Source organism: Pseudobutyrivibrio sp. ACV-2, assembly GCF_900107545.1.
Lineage (GTDB): Bacteria > Bacillota > Clostridia > Lachnospirales > Lachnospiraceae > Pseudobutyrivibrio.
In genome coordinates this window covers 47,839-71,249 of sequence record NZ_FNQZ01000006.1, presented here as the reverse complement: position 1 = coordinate 71,249, position 23,411 = coordinate 47,839, and the positions used below count along the sequence as shown (strand labels likewise).

The 23,411-nt window shown below is 41.4% G+C and carries 21 protein-coding genes; all 21 read right to left on the bottom strand.

Annotated elements, in window-relative coordinates; all coding sequences use genetic code 11:
- Positions 1 to 62: 62 nt before the first annotated feature.
- On the bottom strand, positions 63 to 863 hold the full coding sequence (locus BLV53_RS08075; protein WP_090299685.1) for a class I SAM-dependent methyltransferase: 801 nt from the start codon (positions 861 to 863) through the stop codon (positions 63 to 65).
- A 54-nt stretch (positions 864 to 917) separates the two neighbouring features.
- A complete protein-coding gene (secA, locus tag BLV53_RS08070) occupies positions 918 to 3,488 on the bottom strand; it encodes a preprotein translocase subunit SecA (RefSeq protein ID WP_090299683.1) in 2,571 nt (856 codons plus the stop codon).
- Positions 3,489 to 3,574: 86 nt separating this feature from the next.
- Complete coding sequence (locus tag BLV53_RS08065; RefSeq protein WP_090299680.1) at positions 3,575 to 4,705, bottom strand: DUF6382 domain-containing protein; 1,131 nt, start codon at positions 4,703 to 4,705, stop codon at positions 3,575 to 3,577.
- The gene (locus BLV53_RS08060) at positions 4,705 to 4,911 is read right to left on the bottom strand and encodes a hypothetical protein (protein ID WP_090299677.1); all 207 of its coding nucleotides are present in this window, start codon (positions 4,909 to 4,911) and stop codon (positions 4,705 to 4,707) included. The genes BLV53_RS08065 and BLV53_RS08060 overlap by 1 nt, the downstream gene beginning before the upstream one ends.
- Positions 4,908 to 5,345, bottom strand: coding sequence for a prepilin peptidase (locus BLV53_RS08055; RefSeq protein WP_090299675.1), 438 nt, complete (start codon positions 5,343 to 5,345; stop codon positions 4,908 to 4,910). Before BLV53_RS08055 ends, BLV53_RS08060 begins: the two co-directional genes overlap by 4 nt.
- 27 nt (positions 5,346 to 5,372) lie before the next feature.
- Positions 5,373 to 6,332 carry a TadE/TadG family type IV pilus assembly protein gene (locus BLV53_RS08050; protein WP_090299673.1) on the bottom strand — a complete coding sequence of 320 codons (960 nt, stop codon included), beginning with the start codon at positions 6,330 to 6,332 and terminating at the stop codon, positions 5,373 to 5,375.
- 22 nt (positions 6,333 to 6,354) lie between these two features.
- Positions 6,355 to 7,848, bottom strand: a complete 1,494-nt coding sequence (locus BLV53_RS08045; RefSeq protein ID WP_090299670.1) for a DUF5702 domain-containing protein — start codon at positions 7,846 to 7,848, stop codon at positions 6,355 to 6,357.
- Complete coding sequence (locus BLV53_RS08040; protein WP_242879056.1) at positions 7,848 to 8,027, bottom strand: Flp1 family type IVb pilin; 180 nt, start codon at positions 8,025 to 8,027, stop codon at positions 7,848 to 7,850. Before BLV53_RS08040 ends, BLV53_RS08045 begins: the two co-directional genes overlap by 1 nt.
- 27 nt (positions 8,028 to 8,054) lie before the next feature.
- Entirely contained in the window at positions 8,055 to 9,284 is a 1,230-nt protein-coding gene (locus BLV53_RS08035; RefSeq protein ID WP_090299668.1) for a type II secretion system F family protein, read from the bottom strand.
- Between the two features lie 12 nt (positions 9,285 to 9,296).
- On the bottom strand, positions 9,297 to 9,920 hold the full coding sequence (locus BLV53_RS08030) for a type II secretion system F family protein (protein WP_170830796.1): 624 nt from the start codon (positions 9,918 to 9,920) through the stop codon (positions 9,297 to 9,299).
- Positions 9,921 to 9,991: 71 nt separating this feature from the next.
- Complete coding sequence (locus BLV53_RS08025; protein WP_242879055.1) at positions 9,992 to 11,164, bottom strand: CpaF family protein; 1,173 nt, start codon at positions 11,162 to 11,164, stop codon at positions 9,992 to 9,994.
- Between the two features lie 28 nt (positions 11,165 to 11,192).
- Entirely contained in the window at positions 11,193 to 12,185 is a 993-nt protein-coding gene (locus BLV53_RS08020) for a hypothetical protein (RefSeq protein ID WP_090299658.1), read from the bottom strand.
- Positions 12,182 to 12,607, bottom strand: coding sequence for a prepilin peptidase (locus tag BLV53_RS08015; protein ID WP_090299655.1), 426 nt, complete (start codon positions 12,605 to 12,607; stop codon positions 12,182 to 12,184). The genes BLV53_RS08020 and BLV53_RS08015 overlap by 4 nt, the downstream gene beginning before the upstream one ends.
- Positions 12,608 to 12,872: 265 nt before the next feature.
- Positions 12,873 to 13,349 carry a flagellar protein FliS gene (locus BLV53_RS08010; protein ID WP_090299652.1) on the bottom strand — a complete coding sequence of 159 codons (477 nt, stop codon included), beginning with the start codon at positions 13,347 to 13,349 and terminating at the stop codon, positions 12,873 to 12,875.
- Between the two features lie 62 nt (positions 13,350 to 13,411).
- The gene (locus tag BLV53_RS08005; RefSeq protein ID WP_090299648.1) at positions 13,412 to 15,052 is read right to left on the bottom strand and encodes a flagellin N-terminal helical domain-containing protein; all 1,641 of its coding nucleotides are present in this window, start codon (positions 15,050 to 15,052) and stop codon (positions 13,412 to 13,414) included.
- A gap of 203 nt (positions 15,053 to 15,255) precedes the next feature.
- Positions 15,256 to 18,147, bottom strand: coding sequence for a DUF6240 domain-containing protein (locus BLV53_RS08000; RefSeq protein WP_090299645.1), 2,892 nt, complete (start codon positions 18,145 to 18,147; stop codon positions 15,256 to 15,258).
- Between the two features lie 92 nt (positions 18,148 to 18,239).
- Complete coding sequence (gene recR, locus BLV53_RS07995; RefSeq protein ID WP_090299642.1) at positions 18,240 to 18,839, bottom strand: recombination mediator RecR; 600 nt, start codon at positions 18,837 to 18,839, stop codon at positions 18,240 to 18,242.
- A gap of 3 nt (positions 18,840 to 18,842) precedes the next feature.
- Positions 18,843 to 19,181, bottom strand: a complete 339-nt coding sequence (locus BLV53_RS07990; protein ID WP_090299639.1) for a YbaB/EbfC family nucleoid-associated protein — start codon at positions 19,179 to 19,181, stop codon at positions 18,843 to 18,845.
- A 46-nt stretch (positions 19,182 to 19,227) separates the two neighbouring features.
- On the bottom strand, positions 19,228 to 20,823 hold the full coding sequence (gene dnaX, locus BLV53_RS07985) for a DNA polymerase III subunit gamma/tau (protein ID WP_090299634.1): 1,596 nt from the start codon (positions 20,821 to 20,823) through the stop codon (positions 19,228 to 19,230).
- A gap of 26 nt (positions 20,824 to 20,849) precedes the next feature.
- Entirely contained in the window at positions 20,850 to 21,923 is a 1,074-nt protein-coding gene (locus BLV53_RS07980; RefSeq protein WP_090299631.1) for a 6-phosphofructokinase, read from the bottom strand.
- A 41-nt stretch (positions 21,924 to 21,964) separates the two neighbouring features.
- Entirely contained in the window at positions 21,965 to 23,401 is a 1,437-nt protein-coding gene (locus BLV53_RS07975) for an aminoacyl-histidine dipeptidase (RefSeq protein WP_090299628.1), read from the bottom strand.
- Positions 23,402 to 23,411 lie beyond the last annotated feature (10 nt).

Here is a 23,411-nt window from a genome sequence, read left to right as displayed (position 1 = left end):
GCAACTAATATTTAGTTACATTATAACATCCTTTCTATTATTTTCAAATACCCCTCAAGTCATTATATTTCCTTCTTTAATATATCTACTGTATGTGCACTGGCTCCAAGTAAATCTGCTCTTTCACATACCGACATTTGGTAATTTATAAACTGTTTAAACTGCTCTTCTGTAAGGGCATTTACCTCTCGACGCATGTGATTTGCCGGGCCATCTGGGGATATTATCTGCATTCGAGTAAGACCTGCTTCGGCATTCAGGCTGTCTATATCCTCGGTGCGCATGAACATATAAAGGTCATCTTCCCCTGGGCGAACATGGAATGTATCGTCAAGCTTTCCATCTGCTATGTTTTCCAATACGTGGCCTTCCTTTATTCCATAGGTGAGGAATGCATACTCATTCATAACGTAGGCAACTAAAATATATCCTCCTGGGTTTGTTACTCGCTTCGCTTCTCGCAGAGCCTGAAGTTGCTCATCTGTGGTTTTAAGATGATACATTGGGCCAAAAAGAAGAGTTAAATCAAAGGTATTGTCTTCGAATCTTTTGAGCTTAAGGGCATTTCCCTGATATGCTTTTACACCAGTACCCTTAGCCTTAAGTCTTCCAATGTTATGCTTTACCAATTCTACAGCTGTGACATCATAGCCTTCTTCCCATAAAGGGATGCTGTAGCCGCCTGTTGCTGCGCCAATGTCTAATATTTTTATTTCAGCTTTTTCCAATGATTTTTCAGCTGCAAGCTGCTCTAAATATTTGTGAACATATTTCATAGTCACAGTGAATTCCATAATGCCGTGACGACTGCTTAAGCGCTTGTCCTCATTGAATTTGTTATAATATTCTTCTAATTGATTCATCTAACACCTCTAAAAAAGGCCTCATACTTTGTATGAGGCCCTACTCTATCTAGATTATTTTGCTCTACCACAACATTGCTTGTATTTAAGACCACTTCCGCATGGACATGGATCATTAGGAAAGACCTTTTTATCCTCACGCTTCTTCGGTGCGCGGGCAGATGTGTCATCCTTGTTTGTTCCTGTAACCTTTGCCACTTCCTCACGCTCTACCTTCTTTTCAATGCGGATTCTGTAAAGCATTGTAAGTGTATCATTGATGATTGATGCGTTCATGGCATCAAGCATATCGTAGCTGGCTGCCTTGTACTCATCAACTGGATTACGGTTACCATATGCCTGAAGACGGATACCCTGACGAAGCTGTTCCATATCGTCAATCTCTTCCATCCACTTACGGTCGATAACACGAAGTAAAATAACTCGCTCAACTTCTCTGAACTGCTCTGGCTGCTCGAATTCCTTTTCCTTGTCTGCATACATCTTGAGAGCGATTTCTGTAAGCTTCTCCTTGAGCTCATTCTTGCTTTTAATATTTCCAATAGAAAGCTGATTCATAACAGGAACTGGAATTACTGGGCAAAGGAGATGATTAAGCTCCTGAAGCTCCCAAAGCTCTTTTTCAACATCGTCTGGGATTGTCTTTTCAATGCACTCATCCACCTTGTCGCGAATCATACCAAGAATCTGGTCGTGCATGTCTTCGCCCATAAGTACTCTGTGGCGCTGTGCGTATATAAGCTCTCTCTGCTCGTTCATTACCTGATCGTAATCAAGAAGGTTCTTACGAGCTGAGAAGTTGTTCTCTTCAATCTTCTTCTGTGCCTTTTCGATGGCATCTGAAAGCATCTTATGCTTGATTTGCTCTCCTTCTGGAACACCGAGAGCGTTGAACATATTGATAAGTCTTTCTGAACCGAAAAGACGCATTAAGTCGTCTTCAAGTGAGATAAAGAACTGAGACTCACCAACATCACCCTGACGACCTGAACGTCCACGGAGCTGATTGTCGATACGACGTGACTCGTGACGCTCTGTACCAATAATCTTGAGACCACCGGCTGCTCGTGCATCCTCATCGAGCTTGATATCGGTACCACGACCTGCCATGTTGGTAGCGATGGTAACTGCACCATGCTTTCCGGCCTCGGCTACGATTTCAGCTTCCTTCTCATGGAACTTAGCGTTCAATACATTGTGCTCAATTCCCTCTTTACGAAGCATCTTTGAAACAAGCTCTGAAATATCTATATCTATAGTACCTACAAGTACTGGCTGCCCCTTGGCGTGAGCCTTTTTTACTTCTTCAACTACAGCCTTGTACTTTTCTGCCTTTGTCTTGTAAACAGCATCATCATGGTCGATACGCTGAACAGGACGGTTAGTAGGAACCTCTACAACATCCATGCCGTAGATATCACGGAACTCCTGCTCCTCTGTAAGCGCTGTACCTGTCATACCAGCCTTTTTATCGTATTTGTTGAAGAAGTTCTGGAATGTGATGCTGGCAAGAGTCATAGACTCTCGTTTAACTTCAACGCGCTCCTTGGCCTCGATAGCCTGGTGGAGACCATCTGAATAACGACGACCTGGCATGATACGACCTGTAAATGAGTCTACAATCATGACCTGACCATCTGAAACAACGTAATCCTGATCCTTAAACATAAGGTTGTGAGCACGAAGTGCAAGGATGATGTTGTGCTGAATTTCGAGGTTTTCTGGGTCTGCAAGGTTTTCAATGTGGAAGAATTTCTCAACCTTTTCTACACCCTCTGCTGTAAGGTTAACTACCTTGTCCTTTTCATCTACGATGAAGTCTCCAGTCTCATTTCTCTCAACGCCCATGATGGCATCCATCTTTGAGAATTCTGGAAGATCCTCGCCTCGCTTAAGCTGACGGGCTAAAACATCGCAAAGCTCATAAAGCTTTGTAGACTTTCCTGATTGACCAGAAATAATAAGTGGTGTACGTGCCTCATCGATAAGAACTGAGTCAACCTCATCGATGATACAGTAGTGAAGGCCTCTCTGAACAAGGTCCTTCTCGTAAACACACATATTGTCACGGAGGTAATCAAAACCAAGCTCGTTGTTTGTGATGTATGTAATATCACAATTGTATGCTGCCTGACGCTCCTCCTTTGTCATATCGTTAAGAACTACACCAACTGTAAGACCAAGGAAACGGTGAACCTCGCCCATCCACTCAGCATCACGCTTTGCCAGGTAATCATTTACAGTAACGATGTGAACACCCTTGCCCTCAAGTGCATTCAGGTATGCAGGAAGTGTAGAAACAAGAGTCTTACCTTCACCGGTACGCATCTCTGCGATACGGCCCTGGTGAAGAATGATACCACCGATTAACTGAACACGGAAATGCTCCATTCCAAGAGCACGCTTGCCGGCTTCACGAACTGTAGCATATGCCTCTGGAAGGAGGTCATCTAAGGTCTCACCCTTAGCAAGTCTTTCTTTAAATTCTGTAGTTTTAGCTTTAAGCTCCTCATCAGAAAGAGCCCCCATAGCATCTTTGTATGATTCTATTTTATCAACGATAGGCTTAATGCGCTTAAGCTCTCGCTCCGAATGTGTACCAAACACCTTATCAATAATGTTCATTATTTTATCTCCTAACCTATTGGGATACCCTTAAAATCCCACAAACTGTGTATTATTTTAACAGAAACAGGTTAGTTTCTCAACGTTTACATAAAAGTATAGCTCACATTTGCAAACCTGATTTTATCCATAATTTTCAGCTTTACAGGTCTTCTGTACACAAGCTCTTCGTCGTTTAGAAAGGTACTGTTTGTGGAATTCATATCACTTAAGAAATAATCGTCCCCTTCTCTGACTATTTTTGCATGATTTTGGCTGATTGTAGGGGCTGAAATCACGGCATCACAAGACTTTGATTTTCCTATCCTGAAAATATCCTTTGTCACAAGAAAATCATTTTCTCCGTCCTGGCCATCATAAACCAGCCTGCCTACAGGCTTTGTTTCAGATAATAGTACCGTCTTTTCTTCAAATTCTGCATCAGGCTCTATGATAAAGTCTTCACTTTCCTCTAAATATTCATCCTTGAACTCTATTTTTTTAGTTAAAAACCCTTTTGCGCCTGATATGAATTTCCCAAATATGCTTGGCTTTTCCAGCACTTGAAATGAAGTTAAATCTGATACAAATTCCTGACCTAAGGGATAGTCATCAGCCCTTAATTCTTCTGTAGGCTCTACCAGGAAATCGTCTCTAAGGTTGATGCTTTCCACCTTTGTTTCAACTTCCGACTCTTTTGGCTGCAGATATTCGAGAATTTCTCCTAATGTATAGTCTTCCTTTAGGCATAAATCATATATTTCATAGATGATTCTTGAAAATTCTCTGTCTGCGGATGGCACTTTCTTAAGAATGTAATCCATAATGAATCTGAACTGTTCTTGCATGGTACCCATATCCTTTGGATAAAAGCATAGACTTAGCTTGAAACTGTCTGCACCCTTCTCAAAAAACACTGACTCCTTATCTAGCCAAATATGCCTTTCATCAATCAAATATTTATCCAGTTCTGCGTATGCCAGCTTTAGATTGACTACAAACCTTCTGAATGTGTCCAAATTTAAATCGTGAGAATCTAAGAAATCCTCCAGATTTTCTTTTCTGCTGATATTGTAGTGATATTGCATACATCCGTTAAAATTCAGCCTTGTGATTGTCAGAAGTGAGGATATTTGATTTTCTTCTATCATCTTTTCCTCGTAGGTTGACACTGTATCCTCAAGTTCAACCACCATAAAGCTTTCATTGTGTTGTCTCTTATAACTTATATCCATCATCAATTCCTTATGGCATTAAAAATGCCAACTACTCCTTCCTTCAATCTAAATGCTTGTACAGCGTCAAAGGTATCTGGCTTGTAGCTTACATACTCCACTGTACTTTTAAACAGCTCAAAACCAATGCATACTGCCATCCCAAATACCAAAAAACTAAAGCTAATAATCATTGATGCTTCTACTGTATAGCTACCTTTTAATCTCATAACATCAGCCCTCCTAGCTGTCCTACCAAAAACACTGTCGCATATGCTACAAGCAAAAATGGAACAAAGGGTATTTCAACATCAATCTGATGCCCTTGGCATCTAACCATTATTACTCCAACGATAGCAGCAAGTAATGAGGCCAGCCATAGCACTATCATGGTGTTCATAAAACCAAGGTAAAGCCCTGAGACCATCACTATCACGGCATCCCCTTTGCCGATTTTTTCTTTTGTCAGAATGCTTATAATATATAAAACTGCGCCAACTGCCACTCCACCTGCAATGCTTACCCAGGAGTAAGGTTTTAAAATCACATCAATCAATACCCCTATCACCGCAAATATAATCACTTCCAATACTCTTATGCTTTTTGTCCTAACATCGTCAATTGCTGTAAGGCCATAAAACACGGCCAATCCAAACGCTTCCATAAATCATTTACTCCATATTTTTTCCAACTAATGTCCGCACTTGCTACAGGCAGGCATTATGTCCTTCACTTCCTCATATAGCACCTTTTTAATATTGTGCTTGATTTCACTGCAATTAATATCACCATGGAAAGAGGTTCCGTAATCTGTTACAAATACGAATCCCCTTGTGGTTTTACCCTTGCATCTTTCGCACCTATAGTATTTGGCTCCTCCCTTGTTTCTGGCTGCTTCCAATTCCTCTATCGGCAACCTGTGTACAGAAGGATTCAGATAAGTACAATGATAATTCATGTGATAATGTTCACCTTTTTCGGTTATAAACACATATCTAGAGTCGGTGAAATCCTCTGTCTTATCGTAGCCTACCCATTTTCTTGTTCTGGCCCGCTGGGATACATCAAATGTATAGTGGCCTAACAGGCCTACAGGAAAGGTCATCTGATAATCTACTTTGATATCCACATAGTTTCCTTCAAAAGATGTACCTAGAAAACTAAATCCTGCTGCACCACCATCTATAAACTCTATGGGCACATGCCTGTCCTCCATTTCCACTGCAGTCTTTGCCGCTGCGGCACCAATTAAAACACCCTCTGACAGTAGGCCTTCTATGGTAGGTTCTTCGTCACTTGTATCCACATCTGTATCTGAAGTCCCTGAATTTGCCAGATTTCCTAATGCTACAGACATAGTGCGACTGGTCGCATTGATTGACTGCTGCACTCCCGACTGAACCTGTAGCAGTCTGAAAATAAACATTCCAAATACCATCAGAGTGATAAATAATGGCATGATAACTGCCGCCTCTATGGTATAGCTTGCCTTTTTAGAGGAGGCATAAAAAGGCATCTCTGGCTGGTAAATATTGTTTTGACCTTGAATTTGGCTTATAAAAGAGAAATGTTTGATAGTTCTTTTGGCAGCTGGCGGGCCACCATGCATATCTGGTGCAATCAGATATGGTTTTTTATAGAATAGAGACACCTTTTTACACCTCCTCTCTGGTTTAATAACTAATAAACTTTTCCTTTTCCAGGAAATATGAATCCATGACATCATCAGGCGTAACTGATGATAATAGTGATAAAAACATCTCTTCTGCCGAGTATCCCATCCTGACGTTTGCTGCAAGCAATAGATTGTCCACCTTCACATCCTTGTAGTCTTCTGTGGAATTTAGAGCGTTTTCAAGAATATCCAAGCCTCTCATTGAAAGTGTTTCATTTGACCTTAAAGCTAAAAATGCAATTAAATAGTCTTTGTAGCCTATTCCTCCGCCGCAGTCCTTTGCCATGTAATTTACGTTTGTGACTCCGGCTAAATGCCACACGTCGCTTGTCCATTGATCTAAGTTTTTAACAGCTGGTACTTTCCCACCAGCTAAAATCAAGCGCACATCAAGAGTAGACTCAGCATATGCCCAGGCTGCTATTATTCCGCTTTTCACTATCCCTTCTATTGCAGGATTCCCCGCGAATGCAGCTATAGCCATGGCTACGCCCTCCGCCTGTGCCTCAAGTGAAGGTGTGTGGGTGATGGTATAGAAATTTGCCGCTTCTCTAACTAAAAGAATCTGCTCTACTACCGATGCCAAAGCCTGTGGGTCCGTATGTTTTCCTGAAAGAAGATATTCCACCTCATACTTCATCCCATCATGCTTTGAATTACCGAAATAGCCAAAATTTGTAATCAAATAATCTATGTAAAGCGCCTTGTCTGTCAGCTCCCATGAGCTTTCCATATCCATTGTTCCACTTTGAAGCTGCCTGTGAGATGGGGCATTTGCAATATCCATCTCTAAGTCAGACACTTTTTCCACATCTGTAACCGATGACAAAACGCTTTTTGAAAATGATTCCTTTAGGATTTCAAATATATCTAAAGGATTTTCTTCCACTTCCACAGGATCAGGATAATCTGAAGCATGGGTATCGGGATTATCATCATGTTCTGCTGCATATTTCGCGGCAGAATTGGCTGCCTTGGCTTCCTCTAAGGATTGCTTTCCTGACTTTGCCTTATCCTCCACCGACACCTTTTCTATGTTGTTGATACTATCCACCTTGCTCTGAATACCATCAATTACCTGAGTTGCAAGTCCTTCCTTTGCAGCCTTTACACCAAGTGTCATTAGCCCTGCCCCATTGTTATCAGATAGCAGGGTATAATCCTGAATCATACAGCTATCAGCGGTTAGTCTTGCAAAATTGTGGCCCGACTCTACGCTAGAATTGTATTTGCAGTAATCAAGGGTCTTTTGCTCCATAATCCCTGGACCTTTTGAGTTACTGCCATAGCCTAAATCAATGGCAAGTAACTTATAATTGGCCCAAAGATATGGATTATATTCCGATAAGGCACTTTCTACCGCCATATCGGTATACTCCTGAGCGAAGTCATTAAGCTCGTATAGCCTAATGCATTCGCCCATGGTGAAAATCAGCCCCATAACAGCCGTCATTATCAGTGCAAAGAAAACCGATAGTGATCCTTTTGCCACTACACTCTTCCTGCCTGTGTTTTAATAGTTCTGAAAATGTCTGCTACAAGTGAATTTAGATTGTCCTTGAATATAAGAACGATTCCGATAAGTACCACCAAAATCAAAATCATTTCCACTGTTCCAATTCCATCCTCTTCAACAACAAAGTTCTTTATCTTATTCATTAAATAGTTCATTTTTCTTCCTCAACTTTCTTTTTATGTTTATAAATTCATCTGCAAAATAGCCGGAACAACCAAAATAATAATCACTATAAAAAGCATTCCTGCCATAGGTACTAAAAGCTTTGTAGATGCCTCTTCACCTGCCCTGATTGCTTTTTGCTTTCTTAGCTCAAAGGCATATTTCTCTTCTTTTTCCAGAGCCTCAAGCAAATCCCTTGATCCCTTTCTCAAATTCTGAACAAGCATCATTGATAGCTTTCTGTATTCTTTGCTTTCACAGGTTTTTCCCAGTTCTTCCAAGGCCTGAATTTCACTTCTACCATCGGTAATCTTGCGATAGGTCATAAGTATTTCATCAAAACCAGCTCTTGGCTTAGCTCCGTTTTTCAGGCCATTCACATATTTAACTGAAATTCGCTCCAGTGCTTTTCTAAAGCTCATGCCAGCTCCCATGAGAATTGACAGCTGACTTACAATAAGAGGATAGTCCATATCCTTTTCATGGGCAGTGGCTTCAAGCTGTTTTTTTGCATCTCGCTTTTTTCCAATCTGAATGCCAGCTACAGTAACCATACCTAAGATAATCAGCTGCAGCCCACGATAATTCATCTTTTTCTTCCAGGATAGCTTCATCCCGGAAGCCTCTTTGGGTAGTTTCATCTTTTCCTTACCGCGACTACTCTCATCCTCATTTTTTATAGCTTTATTTATAGCTGCAATCTGCCCATCTAAAGTATCTATCCCCTTAGGATTAACCACCACAGAAAAACTGTATAGGTTCTCTTCATCCTCGTAGCTAAGCATTCCTGTGATGTTTACCACAACCCCTTCATCGGGGATATCATCCTGATTCAAGGTTCCATCGGAGGCTATAATGCCGTAGTAGTCAAATTTCCAATCCGCTGCAATCAAGCCATCTACATAACTATCCCTTAAATCAAGGTCCTGGCATACATCATTTGCTGATTTATTCTGGCCTAAATAAGTTTCATCTATTTCTGCAATAGCTTTATCAAAGGCTTTCTTTAGTTCCTTTTTAGACAGCTTCTTATCAGATATTTCCACAGTAAAATCCTTGGTGTTATCTTTAAAATCCACTCTAAGATTTTCTGAAGATGGACCTGCACCGGCCTCATTTCTCCTGACAGTTCCATCGAATCCATAATTTGCATTCACAAAGTCAAAAACTAGAATTCCAAGGCCAACCACAAATATCACAACAACTATTTCTATAAGCTGCTTTTTTGTTAATTCAAAACTCTTAAGCAATTCAGCCTCCCCTTAAACCTTGATATCAATGATCTTTCTGCCAAGCATCATGAAACAACCGTAGCCTATAAGGCAGGCTGTCATAACCCCAGCCCCTACCAGGTTTCCATAGAGAGGAGCGATAAAACTTTTAGATGTCAGGGAAATATAAGCAAGTATTCCCATTGGCATCACACACATGACCTTAAGTTCCAGCCTTTTCTCTGTCGTAATAGTCTCTATCTCCTGTTTTATGGACAAATTTTCCTCTATCTTTAGGGCTGTGTCCCTGATGTTCTTGCTGTAATCGCCACCACTTCTTTTGGCAAAGCCGATTATTTCTGAAAGACTTATGGCTTCTTCTAATCCAATAGCCTTTGCGAATTCGTCAAAGGCCTGCTCCAGCTGAATATTCATGGATATCTTTTGATTCATGATACGAATGTAGGGAAGTATGACGGAGCCCTCTGGAAACAGCTTTTTTAGCTCATCCTCAGACTGTTTAACTGCCCTCTCCAGAGAATAACCTGTCTGAAGGCCTGCCACAATTAGCATCATGTATTCCTTAAATTCCAAAGATTTTTTTGCCAAAATTTCAGCCTGTTTTTCCTCATTTTTTAGCTTCAACCAAAATGGAATTACAAGTATACCTGCCAAAAGCCCTGCTATATGCCTGTAAAACAAAAAGGCTATAACCACTGTCAGTAGAAACCCTTGCATAAAAGGGGTTACATCATCCCGTTTGAGGCTAATTTTTCTGTATGAATCAAACTTCCTACCTTTTGCCATTCACCTATAATCCTTCCATTTTCTTCGCTGAGCTCTTTGTATTGATATAACGGATTCAACTTAATCTCGCCATTTTCCAGGCCTTCCACCTCTGTAATCTCAAGAAGCTTTCGGCTTTTATCCCTAAGTCTGCCAAGCTGAACAATGATATCTATACCTGAGGCTATCTGCTGTCTTATTGCAGGCAGTGGAATTTCAGCACCCATTAGCACCATTGTTTCAAGTCTTGAGAGCATATCCTTGCAGGAATTGCTGTGACCTGTGGAGCAGCTGCCGTCATGCCCTGTGTTAAAGGCCTGAAGCATCTCTAAAGCTTCTGCACCTCTGCATTCTCCAACTATTATTCTGTCTGGACGCATTCGAAGTGCCGATTTTAGCAAATCTCTAATACTTATTTCATTTTTACCCTCAAGATTTGCGTTTCTGGCTTCCAAGCGCACCAGATTGTCCACATTTTTTAACTGTAGCTCCGCAGAGTCCTCTATTGTAATTACCCTTTCATCTGCAGGGATGAATTCTCCCAACGCATTTAAAAAGGATGTTTTTCCACTGCCGGTGCCTCCCGATACAAATATGTTGTACCCTGAGGCTACAAGCTTCTTCAAAAACTCAATCTGCTCCCCTGAAATAGAGCCAAAACTCCTTAGCCTTTCCATGGTCATCTGTTCCTTGGGGAACTTTCTGATGGATAAAATGGCATAGTCCACCGCTGCAGGCTTCAGCACTATATTTACACGGCTACCGTCTGCAAGCCTGGTATCCACTATTGGGTTTGACTCGTTTACAATTTTGTTGCTGTTTGCCACTATGCTTTGGATAATGTCATTCAGCTTTTCCTCTGAAGAAAATCGCTCCTTTGAATGAATCACCTTACCATTCTTTTCTATAAAGATATTTTCAGGTCCATTTATCATTATTTCAGTGATTTCCTCATCGGCTAGCAAATCCTCAAGAACATCCAGTTTTCTCAGGGAATTAAACACATGGGTTTGTACTATGCGCCTTTCCCCTAGCGAAACCGGAACTGTCTTGGATTTTTCAATAATTTTGTTTTTAATCAGTTCTAATATTTCTTCGTCAGACACGTCATAACTCAAATCTATTTCGTTCATGACCTCCTGACGAATCTCTTCTTCTAGCTTAACCATAGTTTTCTAAAGTATTACTGGCCTGTGCTTTAAGAATTTTATTTACATACATTCCTAAGTTGCCCTGTAACAACTCCTCCATCTGGTAGGTTCCATCGGCAAGATTGCCAGCTGACATAGGCAGACTTACGCACTTTGCCTCCAGTTCCATGTTGATTCTTTCCAGATAATCCAAAAATAAATCCTGACTTTTCCTGAAATAATCCCCTGGACGGCTAAGCACATACAGCTGGTTCATGACACTTAAAAGTTTTGAGAAACCATTTACAGCCCTTCCAAATAGTACAACTATATGGGAATACTCTGATTTTGCTAAAAGCTCAAACAGCTTAAGCCAGGTATCCTCATCTATCTCACCTATTTCGTTGGGATTTAAAAATGGTTCAATGTAATCAAAACCCATAAATGTCTCTGTATACCTTGATAAATCAACTGATGACTGGCCAGTACTTATCTCAAATAGAAGATCCATGACATTTCTTTCGTTGGCCTTTCCCACAAGTGACCTGATAATCGAAATTTCTTCTAGATCCAAAAGCAGTACTCTTCCATCGGCACCTAAAACATGTCCCAGCGCCATGGAAAATGGCAGTTGCAGTTCATGACACACCGGAGAATAAACTCCTATAAATTTAGAAATATCATTAGACTTTTTCGCACTGGTTTTCTGGCCTACTTCCCGAAGTTCAATGATTGCATCAAGTATTTTGTCTATAGATTGATACCTGTAAATACAAGCTGAATCCTCACTTTCGGTTTCACAAATAAAGTATTTATGGCCACTGCTCCCTTTTGGTCTGAAACCGGCAATTTCCTCAAACTCCTTTGTAAGAACGCACACATCAAAATCATTCTCGCAGGAAAAGAGACCTTCCGGTGTGGTAAACACATGGACCACAACCTGAGCTTTTTCCATCAATTGGCCTGCAACCTTCAGAATGTAATCTGAATTCAAATCACACAAAGCGATTTCCAAACTTTTCATAATAGGCTCCATCCTTTCATTCTAATTACGGTGACGAAAAACCCGGCCGCTATGTAGTATGAGTAATGAAGCTTTCTCTTTAAATTAATTCCTCCTTCGTATAGAAAAAGCGCAAGCACAGCGACGCCAGCAAGCATCACCGAAATGACAAACACATCCACAGTAATTTTCATACCCACTAAAGTACTCATTACAGAAAATAATTTGATGTCACCTGATCCCATGCCCTTACAACAGTACAGCAAAAACAGTAAAAGCACTGGTGCTATAGCCTTTCCTAAAAATATGAATATGCCGATTGCCTGGTAGGCTTCAAAGTTCACAAACAAGCCTGCTAAATATCCCAATATAATCAGCTGATTTGGAATCCTATACCCCCTGGCATCAAATACAACGCCGCAGGTCAGAATACTCCAGATCAATAGAAACTGCGTCTTTCAATCACCTCCTTGCTATCATTTTTGAACACAAGGAGTATATATGCTGCCTACTGAAATGGGTATGACATTACGGCTCATATGAATTTTTGTAAAAAATAACTTTTTAATAATTTGTTTACTTTTTACATTAAAAACCTGGTTTAATACCCATTTTGATGTTAAATACTCACTAGCCTATTTACTCTCTGGCATTAAAAAAGAGATTTCCAAATTGGAAATCTCTCATTTTTATAACATTCACTTGTAATTATGCCCAAAAGCCACGGCTGCTCTGATTACCCATAAGGTGTTCATTAAGTGTACCTTTCCCGTACGTCAGACCAGCCATAACGTATTGGGTATTTCTCATTACGGGAGCTGATGAATCATTCTTTGCTATCGTACTAAAGGCATCTCCTAAATCATCCATCACTCTCTTTGCTTCTAAAAGACCATCTGAATTTGCCTTGTAAATAGATTTCGAAACGTTTCGCTGTACATAATCGTACAGTGCGTACAGATTTCTGCTTACCTCGTAGTTAAAATTTAAATCCTTCTGGAGATGATTGACTACCTCAGCGCATTTCTTTAATGCCGCTACGGCATCATTCACTTTGCCAGCCTCAAAATAGCTTAGCGCCTCGCTTTCATATTCTCTATATATTTCATAAAGAACAGAAATTAAACCACATCCATTGCTTGACGCTATCTTTAAGGTAAAAGCTGAAATCTTATCTTTGTTCATATTATTACTACTCCTATTTCGGCAAATTCACTGGTTCGAAGTTGTCATTTGCCTGTGTCACTTTACTGTAGTAGCTGTAAAGCAAGCTGTGGTAATTCATTTGCCTGAGCCAGTGCAGAAACACCTGCCTGCTCCAAAACGTTGAGTTTTGTGTATTCCACCATGGTGGTGGCCATATCAGCATCCTCAATTCGAGAAATAGCTGATGTCATGTTTTCTTCAGTTGTATCAAGTGATTTTGTTGTGTGATCCAGTCTATTTTCGTAGGCACCAAGCTGTGAACGAACTCCAGTCACATAGCTTAATGCATCATCGAGTCTGTCCATTGCATCTTCAGGGCCATTTCTTCTGGTAACATCCACATCATCTATGTACATAAACTGGGTTGTTACTGCTGAAATTCTAACCTTCATCTGCTGGCCTTCGTTGGCACCTATCTGCAGAGCCATTGAACCGATGTCAGTTACGTTGAATTTAATAATGCCATCCGACACTTCGCCATTTTTGTCTTTCTGTCCTGCTGCAAAGCCATCGTTTAACATAAATGACATCTCAAAACCCTTTGTATCGTTGATTGTCACCTTTCGTCCATCAGTAACATAGGTAGCCTGGGTTCCAAACTGGGATTTAACAACTGTATCATCTTCTGTGTACAGTACCATCTTTGCATCTTGACCAACGCTGTTGATAGTAGGAAGCACGTTTCCTGCCTCGTCCTTATCTAGTGCAGACTCTGAAAATCCTAATGCCTTTGCAAATTCTACACTTGAAAACTCTAAGGTTAAGTTTGCATCGCTGCCATATTTGTAGGATTGAATTGATAATCCCTTAGGATCATCATGGTCAGAGATTAATGCTCCACCCTTTTCACAGGCATCTCTAAGCATGCCATAAACCATCTCGCCTGATGAGCCCTGTGCAAATTCTACAGGATAGCCGTTAATCTGTAATGAACCTGAAACTCCAAGACCATGCTCTGGACCTGTTACTGTTTCTACTGGTGGGTTGTATTTGTTATCCTTCACCGTTTTTGTCCAGGTAGTCTGGTCGATAAATTCTTTGAAGTTGTAGTTTGCCAGCTGAGGTACTGTGGCATGTGTTGTTGTTTCAACTCTTGTGTAAGTGTTGTTAAAGTACTCTGTCACATCATATGAAGCAGCTGATGATGCTGTTGTTGAAGTGGCCTTCATAGCAGGTGCAGTTACCTTCAGCTGATAAATACCGTCTGGCACATTGTTAGATGTGGATATTCTTGTGACATCATTTGCATAGGTTCTGCAATCACATGAACCATCTAACAAAGTAATCGTATTAAATTCTGTTGATGCTGCTACTCTGTCGATTTCTTCCAACAGAGATGAAATTTCTTTTTGTATCTCTTCTCTTTCAGAATCAGAGTTTGTTCCGTTTGCTGCCTGAACTGACAGTTCGCGCATTCTCTGAATCATCTCGGTAACTTCATTTAATGCACCTTCAGCTGTCTGTAAAACAGATATTCCATCAGAACCATTTGTTGAAGCCTGGCCCAAACCATTAATCTGAGACTGCATTTTGCCCGCAATGGCTATGCCAGATGGGTTATCTGACGCATGGTTTATATTAAAACCTGTGCTTAATTTTTCCATTACTGCTGAAAGGGAATTTTCATTACCCAGAAGTTTGTTATTTGTAATCACCGCCGACATGTTGTTGTTAATTCTCATAGACGCCTCCAAAAGCCGTAAATAAAGTCTAGCATCCTTGCGGTGGTTTAATTAATAAAGAACATCCATGTCTTTACAACATTATTATCGGATGGGCAAGCCCAAAATTAACCTGAAATTTATAACTTTTTAGGCCTAAAAAAGGCAACCCCACGACTTTTCGGGGATTGCCTTATTTTAATCACCAAACTTAAATTTATGACCTAAAACATCTGACCAAGTATGCGCAAATATCCTCTTGCTATGCCATAAAGGGCTTCTGTTTGAACTTCATCCTCCGCACCCTTTGACTCAGCAAAAGTGCCTGTCTGCCAATTATAAATATCACTGACATTAAGACCTGATTCCCTGGTAAAGCTAAAACTAAAATCAAAGCCTGTCTGTTCTTTCATCTTATCCTGAATCAGGGCAATCTGTTCAGACAATCTATCTCTCATGGCGGCTGTGCTGCACTCTACATTTGCCTGCACCTCACCTGCTTCATAGCGGAAAGTAGTCTGAACAGTTCCAGCATCCTGCAGATGTACTGCCATCCTGACAAGTCCTGTATCCTTTTCGCCTCGCACAAATCTAAGGTTCATATCAGCCACTTCCTCACCAAGCTTTATAGGGATTCGGTAGGTTTCGCTTGTGTCTGCCATACGCTTGATTGCCTTGGTCTGCTGAATTACAAGCTTCATATCCTCTAGATCAACGGTTCTGACATCTTCAGTCTCCACCATTGTTCTCATTACGTTTTCAGCTAAATCGCCAAGAGCTTCCTCGTATTTTCTGGCTGCATCAGGATCATGTAGAGCTTCCTCAATGCGGTTATATGCTTCATCAATCAGGTTCTCTATACTCATATCCCTATTTTGAAGCTTTGCTGCTCTGCCATATATATCCTTGTACACAGACGTACTATTTTGAAGAAGTGATTCCACTGCTGTAATCATATTTGCAGATGTTGGAATGTTAAACTCTTCTAATATCTTTACTGTGTCATCCGAAACATTCTTAAAGGCCTCTTTTATCTGATTTGTGAGATAACTGTTGTATTCCTGATCCTCTGCTGCGTTTGCTGGCGCATCCATAGCTGTGGCAAATTCATCTGGATTCATATCAAAGATATTATCCTGACCAATATCATGCATTTTTGCAGGTGTCATGGCCTCTTTTGCATCTCTGCAACGCTCTGTCAAGAATACCTTTTCAATCTGCTCAGTGATGGATAAATCCTTCACCACCATTTCATCCAGCTCACCGAATTTATCATCTACTTCATATTCTTTTCCTGTATGGCGGCTTGAGCGCACTGCAGTCATAAGATTTCTAAGTGTAACCTCAGTTCCTTGACTTATCAACGCTCCTATGGCTGCTCCATCTGACTTATCCACCTGATGAAGTAGTCTATACACACCTACATAGGCATTTCGCTCAGCATCGGTTAAGTCTGCATTTCGCTCAGCCTTCCATAAAAACTTTGAAAAGCTTTCCTCATCTGAGCTACTTCCCATTTCTGATTGAATTGCCTGGGCTTTATTCCTTAAATCCTCCATTTTCATATCAAGAGGATTTTCGCCACGTTTTATCATCTCGGCTACCACTGCCGGGGTCATGCTCCTGAAGGTTCTGCTTACAAGCTCTGCTGATGTCTTCATAGCTGCTACCGACTCGGCTGTAATATCCATCTGATTGTATGCAAGAATCCTTACGGCTTTCTGGCTTGCTTCTGTAGGCTCAATGTCGAGGTCTGCCAAAATGTCATCCACATTTCTAAAGGCTTTTGCAATGCTGTCGCCAAGGTCACGTCTTACCTCTGTGCCTACTGCTTCATAGGTCATTTCCATGCGGGAATATTCCGCACTTACAGATACGCTGACCTCATGCACATAAGAAAATGTTTCAGCATTGATATTTGAAAATCTTCCAAGGACTGCTGCTGGAGCCTGCTCCACATCAGCTATGCTGTTCATGACTTCCTTGAAGAGATTTACGTTATTTTCTGTAGCCTCTTTATTATCAGCCTTCATCAATACCTGAAGTAGGCTTGTTTCCTGAAGTTTTAGCTTGTCCAACAAATCGGACAAATCACTTGTGTTCACTTCAATACCATTTTTCATCATGGTAAATGTGGCTTCCACTGTCATGGTCAGCTGGATTTCTGTAAGCTGTCTCTGGGCCGTGATGGATTGTAAATCATTTACATCCATACCCATGATTTCTTCAAAAGTCTGCTTTGCCTGATCCATCAGGGAATAGCCTGGCAGCAGATATGCATCCGTTGGCTCCTTGCCTTCTGCCAGGATATCCTGGATGGCATTTTCAATCTGCTGGTCAGAAGGCTTCTCATAGTTTTGTAAACCTGCCATATATTCAAGATTTTCCTTAGTAATAGGAATATCCTGTTTTATCATGGTAGCCACCAAATCCTTCAAATCCACCTGCGAATCTGTATTTTGTGCGGATTCAATAAGAGAATCTATTGTGTCTCCAAGGTCCTTTATAAGGCTATCTATTTCTTCTGTACTCACTGAATCTGTTGCCTTTGCAGGGGCAGAATAGGTTGCGTTATAGATATTTGTAATGGTAGGCTCCAGCTCATTTTTCACAAGATATGCCTGCGCTTCCACTGGAAGTGTCTCTCCAAGCCCCTGCGTCATTTGAACCGCCTGTGCTATGGAGCCAGACATAGCCTCAACTTCTGCCTTTGAAAGGCCGCCCATTTTATCTATATCAGCCCCGCCTTTGGCCAGGTTCATCTTTATTTCATCTACCACTGTAATAAGTGTATGGGCATCCATATCCTTAGAATCATGGCCATCCCTCTCCACCTTCGCGGTGGCCTTATCATCCCATGCACGCTCTACATTTTTCACAGCATTAACTGTAGACATACCAAGGGCTGATGCCTCATTCACCTCTTTGGCAAAATCTGCATCAGCCAACTGTCCTTTTCCATTATAAAATGCATTATCCACCGATAACGCTTTCAGTTCCTTATTTATATTTGCTTTCTTATCGTCCCTGATACCGCTGGCTCTAACGCCAAATCCCTGGTCGTTCGCACCTTCTGTCTTTATATAATCCGTTACCTTGAGTCCTTCTAATTGCATATAGTTCCTCCATGGTATTTACTTTTACGTATTATATGTCGGATAGAAATATAAAAAATAAAGTCCCCTGGCCTATAACCAGGAGACTATTATTACAACTCTGTTCTGCCATCAAGGGCTCGAAGTAATGTTACTTCATCAATATATTCAAGATTGCCACCTACCGGTACACCGGATGCAATGCGGCTCACCTTGATGCCTGTAGGCTTGATAAGTTTGCTTATGTAGGCCGCTGTGGTTTCTCCTTCAAGTGAGGAATTGGTGGCCACTATGACCTCCTGCACATCGTTTTGCTGCAATCTCACCATAAGTTCTTTTAGTTTGATATCTCCTGGACCTATTCCTGCCATTGGAGATATTGCGCCATGAAGCACATGATAAACTCCATCGAATTTACCTGTTTTTTCGTAGGCTGCCAGATCTCTTGTGTCCTCGACAACCATGATGATGTTTTTATTTCTCTTTGGGTTTGCACATATAGGACAAAGTTCTTCGTCTGTAAGGGTGAAACATTCCTTGCAGTAACGGACGTTTTTCCTGGCGGAAACAATGGCATTTGCCAGATCGTTAACCTTTTGCTCATCCATGCCTAATATATGGAAAGCCAGCCGCTGGGCTGACTTACTTCCAATGCTAGGCAAATCGCTTAGCTCCGCTATTAAGTTGCTAATCTCTTTGCTGTAGTATTCCATTAATTATAATCCTAATCCACCTGTAAATTTAGACATGCTAGCCTGGCTGATTTCATCAACCTTGCGAAGTGCCTCGTTGGCTGCAGCCATAACAAGGTCCTCAAGCATTTCAACATCCTCTGGATCTACTGCTTCTGGATCAATCTTAATCTTTGTGATTTCCTTTTTACCAGAAACTGTAACCTCTACAACGCCACCGCCTGCAGTGCCTGTGATTTCCTTTTCTTCAAGCTCTGCCTGAGCTTCCTCCATTTGACGCTGCATGCGCTGAGCCTGCTTCATAAGCTGACTCATATTACCTGGCATTCCTCCACCTGGAAATCCGCCTCTACCTTTTCCCATTTGATAAATCCTCTCTTTCTTAACTTATAACTATATCAGCAAATTGTTAATCTGCGTCTGATTCTATTTCTATTCCACGACTTGCAAAGAAATCTCTAACATCAGTTTTGGTATTTTGTGAATTAAATCCGCTGGAATTAATCTCAACTCTGACTTCTACTGTTTTTTGAATCAAAGATTCAATAGCCCTTTTTATTTCCTCAATAACTTCTGGTCTATTTACCAAATCTCCTGCTAGTCGATCTGAACCTTCCGGCTGATCAAATACAAGTACCAGCTCGCCTGCCTCATTAACTGTGACAGTATTTACTGCCTTCACGTACATCTTTATGTTGATTGGTAGTTTGCCGAGGACACTGTCCCATTTCTGCGCCACCTGCTTTACCTCATCAGGAATAGCCGCAGGCAACGGCTCCTTTTTTAGCGGCTCCGCGCTGGCCACTGGTGCACTTCCTGAAGCAGGTGCAGCCATTACTACAGGCACACCCTCTTCAACCTTTTTCTCAAGATTTGCGATTCGATTGTTGAGAGCCGATATATCTGCCTCCATCTGTGGTTTGCACAGCTTTATGATGGCAATCTCAATAAGTACGCGCTTTTGGCTTGCGTATTTAATATCGTTAGAAAGTGCTGACAGTACCTGAATGTATCTCATTAACACCTCTGTGTCAACAAGTTTAGCCTCTTCCTTTAAAAGAGCTATATTATCAGAGGACATTTCAAGCACATCCTCCATATCATCTGAACTTTTGATAAGCATCAGGTTACGCAAGTACCAGGTAAAATCGTTGACAAACTGGTTCAAGTCACGACCCTGAGTCATTATTTCCTCAATGATGCCGATGCACTCTGTCACCTGTCCATTGATAATGAAGCGAAGAAGTCGTGAGAAAATCTCTGTATCAATAGCTCCAAGTACCTTTAAAACATTGTCATAGGTCAGGGGCTGATTGATATAAAATGCAATACACTGATCAAGTAAACTTAGTCCATCACGCATTGAGCCATCTGCGGCCTTTGCGATATATCGGATGGCCTTGTCCTCCACCTGAACCTGTTCCTTATCCATCAGCTCCTGCAGGCGGGCTGCAATAGTATCAATGGAAATACGATGGAAATCATACCTCTGGCAGCGGCTCAGGATAGTGATTGGAATCTTGTGCACCTCGGTGGTGGCTAAAATAAATACCACGTATGAAGGTGGCTCCTCCAAGGTCTTGAGCAGTGCATTGAAGGCTCCTATAGAAAGCATATGAACCTCATCGATGATGTAAACCTTGTATTTACCCACCTGAGGAGTATATTTTACCTCTTCAACAATCTGTCTGATGCTGTCTACACCATTGTTTGAAGCAGCATCGATTTCACGAACATCCATGGAATTGTCAGCTGAAATGGCTTTACAGCTTTCGCACTCCATACATGGGCTGCCGTCTTCCTTTGGATTGGAACAGTTGATGGTACGTGCCAATATTTTGGCTACTGTTGTTTTACCTGTACCTCTTGTACCTGTAAATAGGTACGCATGCCCTATACGGTTTGTTTTAATTTGATTTTGCAATGTGGTTACAATATGATCCTGACCCTTAACATCGCTGAAGACTTGCGGTCTGAACTTTCTGTACAACGCCATATAGGACATAACAATTACCTACCCTTAAATCTAATTTAATCTCCGAAGCTAATGCCGATGCGTTTAGCTTCTTCTATCATCTGGCAATCAGGCTCTACGGTCTTTAGCTTGCCAGCCACTTCTTCAAGTGGAATTCTCTTTGTTTTGCCATTTACCATGGCAATCATATTTCCAAAATCGCCATCAATGATAGCCTGTGCTGCTGCCGAACCAAGGCGAGTGCAAAGAACTCTGTCAAATGGATCAGGGCTTCCGCCTCGCTGCATATGTCCTGGAACAGTAACACGGACCTCAATTCCTGTCTCTTTTTGGATGCGGTCCGCAATTTCATAGGATACAGAAGGATATTTGGACTCTTCCAATTTCTTTTTGTATTCCTTTTTGGTAAGCTTTGCATCCTCTTTTGAAATAGCACCTTCGGCTACTGCAAGGATGGTAAAGCCCTTACCCTCTTCGGCACGCTTATTGATGGCCTTGATGACTTTTTTAATGTCGTATGGAATTTCTGGAAGCAGAATGATGTCTGCACCAGAAGCAACACCTGCATAAAGTGTAAGCCATCCAACCTTGTGTCCCATAACCTCTACGATGAACACGCGGCTATGAGATGAAGCTGTGGTATGGATACAATCTATGGTGTTTGCAGCGATATCAATGGCACTCTGGAAACCAAAGGTCAAATCTGTGCCATAAATATCGTTATCTATAGTCTTTGGCAGGTGAATTATGTTGAGCCCCTCTTCGCGAAGGAGGTTTGCTGTCTTCTGTGTGCCATTACCACCTAAAATAACCAGGCAGTTAAGGTTCAGCTTGTAGTAGTTGGATTTCATGGCCTCCACTTTATCAAGACCATTTTCGTCAGGCTCACGCATGAGCTTGAATGGCTGACGGCTGGAACCTAAAATGGTACCACCTCGTGTGAGAATACCCGAGAAATCCTGACTGGTGAGCAATCTGTAATCGCCGTAAATCAGGCCCTTATAGCCATTAAAATAGCCATATACCTCAAGATTGTCCACATTTGCCGCCAATCCCTTTACAACACCACGCATCGCAGCATTAAGCGCCTGACAATCTCCACCACTAGTAAGCATACCGATTCTCATCATAAAACCTGCCCCTCCTTTATATGGATTATATATGGATTAATTTATTTGCAAGACTCAATAACTTTTCTTACAAAATTGTATACCCTCTCAGTAGACTCAATACCAAGTCTCTCCTGTGGTGTATGGATATCATACATCTCAGGTCCAATAGAAACTGCATCCAAGCCTGGAAGCTTAGCTGCAAGTAAACCGCACTCAACACCTGCATGGATTGTCTCAACGATTGGAGCCTCTCCATTCATTTCTGTATAAATCTGTACCATTTCATCTCTGAAATCAGACTCTCTCTTGTACTCCCATGCTGGGTAATCTCCATGGATAGAGCAATTGCAATCAAATGCCTTTGCCACCATAAGAACCTTGCGGATAAGCGCTGTCTTTGCGCTATCTACAGAGCTTCTAAGTGAGCAAGCATATGTAATTGCATCATCTGTCACATTAAGGATACCAAGATTAAGTGATGTCTCAACGAGTCCCTCGATATCATGGCTCATTGTCTGAACACCATTTGGCATACATGTTAGAAGTTGGATAAAGCGCTCTGTCTCAGAGGCATTTACACCATTTATAACTGTATCGCCCTGGCTCTTGATTTCGATAGTCATATCAGGGTCTGTGATTGCATATTCATTTTTGATAGCTGCTGCTTCTTCTTTCATAGCCTCAACTACATCATCATTTGCTATAACCTTTGCGCTTGTAGAACGTGGAATAGCATTGTCCTTTGTTCCACCAACAAAATCTACTATGCAGATTTCATCAGCCTCTAAGCCTGCTGCAAGAATGCGATTTGCAACGTATGTAGCGTTTGCCCTTCCCTTGTCGATTTCTGCACCTGAGTGACCACCTGTACAGTTCTTTACATCGATAGAAACAAGCTGTCCATTTAATGCCACCTTTTTAACTGGGAAATTGACATTTACACGGCATCCACCTGCACATCCTGCAAGGAAATGTCCTTCTTCCTCTGAGTCAAGGTTTAAAAGCTTGCGTCCCTTGAGCATAGAAACATCAATGCCTGCTGCACCTTCCATACCTACTTCTTCAGAAACAGTGATGATAACCTCTAAACGTGGATGTACAAGGCTTTCATCCTCTAAAAGTGCAAGTGACATTGCAACAGCGATTCCATCATCACCACCGAGTGTTGTACCCTTTGCTGTAACAAATCCGTCAACAACCTCAAGATCAAGGCCTTCTTTAAGCATATCCTTTGTGCAGTCATCATCCTGCTCAGCAACCATATCCATGTGGCCCTGAAGGATGATAGGAGCTGCATTTTCCATGCCCTCTGATGCTTCCTTAATCATGATTACGTTGTATAGGTCATCTGTGTAATATTCAAGATTATGTGCCTTTGCAAAATCTACAAGATATGCACTAATCTTTTCTTCGTGATAACTTGGGTGAGGGATGCTACAGATCTCCTCAAAATAATGAAATACTCTCTCTGGCTGTAAACCTGTTAAAACTGCCATTTTGTTATTC

Bases quoted from the DNA above. Each gene is read 5' to 3' on its own strand.
- BLV53_RS08005 (WP_090299648.1), bottom strand. From the start codon at position 15,052: ATGAGAATTAACAACAACATGTCGGCGGTGATTACAAATAACAAACTT.
- secA (WP_090299683.1), bottom strand. From the start codon at position 3,488: ATGAACATTATTGATAAGGTGTTTGGTACACATTCGGAGCGAGAGCTT.
- dnaX (WP_090299634.1), bottom strand. From the start codon at position 20,823: ATGTCCTATATGGCGTTGTACAGAAAGTTCAGACCGCAAGTCTTCAGC.
- BLV53_RS08075 (WP_090299685.1), bottom strand. From the start codon at position 863: ATGAATCAATTAGAAGAATATTATAACAAATTCAATGAGGACAAGCGC.
- BLV53_RS07980 (WP_090299631.1), bottom strand. From the start codon at position 21,923: ATGATGAGAATCGGTATGCTTACTAGTGGTGGAGATTGTCAGGCGCTT.
- BLV53_RS08020 (WP_090299658.1), bottom strand. From the start codon at position 12,185: ATGAAAAGTTTGGAAATCGCTTTGTGTGATTTGAATTCAGATTACATT.
- BLV53_RS07975 (WP_090299628.1), bottom strand. From the start codon at position 23,401: ATGGCAGTTTTAACAGGTTTACAGCCAGAGAGAGTATTTCATTATTTT.
- recR (WP_090299642.1), bottom strand. From the start codon at position 18,839: ATGGAATACTACAGCAAAGAGATTAGCAACTTAATAGCGGAGCTAAGC.
- BLV53_RS08065 (WP_090299680.1), bottom strand. From the start codon at position 4,705: ATGATGGATATAAGTTATAAGAGACAACACAATGAAAGCTTTATGGTG.
- BLV53_RS08010 (WP_090299652.1), bottom strand. From the start codon at position 13,349: ATGAACAAAGATAAGATTTCAGCTTTTACCTTAAAGATAGCGTCAAGC.
- BLV53_RS08060 (WP_090299677.1), bottom strand. From the start codon at position 4,911: ATGAGATTAAAAGGTAGCTATACAGTAGAAGCATCAATGATTATTAGC.
- BLV53_RS08055 (WP_090299675.1), bottom strand. From the start codon at position 5,345: ATGGAAGCGTTTGGATTGGCCGTGTTTTATGGCCTTACAGCAATTGAC.
- BLV53_RS07990 (WP_090299639.1), bottom strand. From the start codon at position 19,181: ATGGGAAAAGGTAGAGGCGGATTTCCAGGTGGAGGAATGCCAGGTAAT.
- BLV53_RS08000 (WP_090299645.1), bottom strand. From the start codon at position 18,147: ATGCAATTAGAAGGACTCAAGGTAACGGATTATATAAAGACAGAAGGT.
- BLV53_RS08040 (WP_242879056.1), bottom strand. From the start codon at position 8,027: ATGAACTATTTAATGAATAAGATAAAGAACTTTGTTGTTGAAGAGGAT.
- BLV53_RS08025 (WP_242879055.1), bottom strand. From the start codon at position 11,164: ATGAACGAAATAGATTTGAGTTATGACGTGTCTGACGAAGAAATATTA.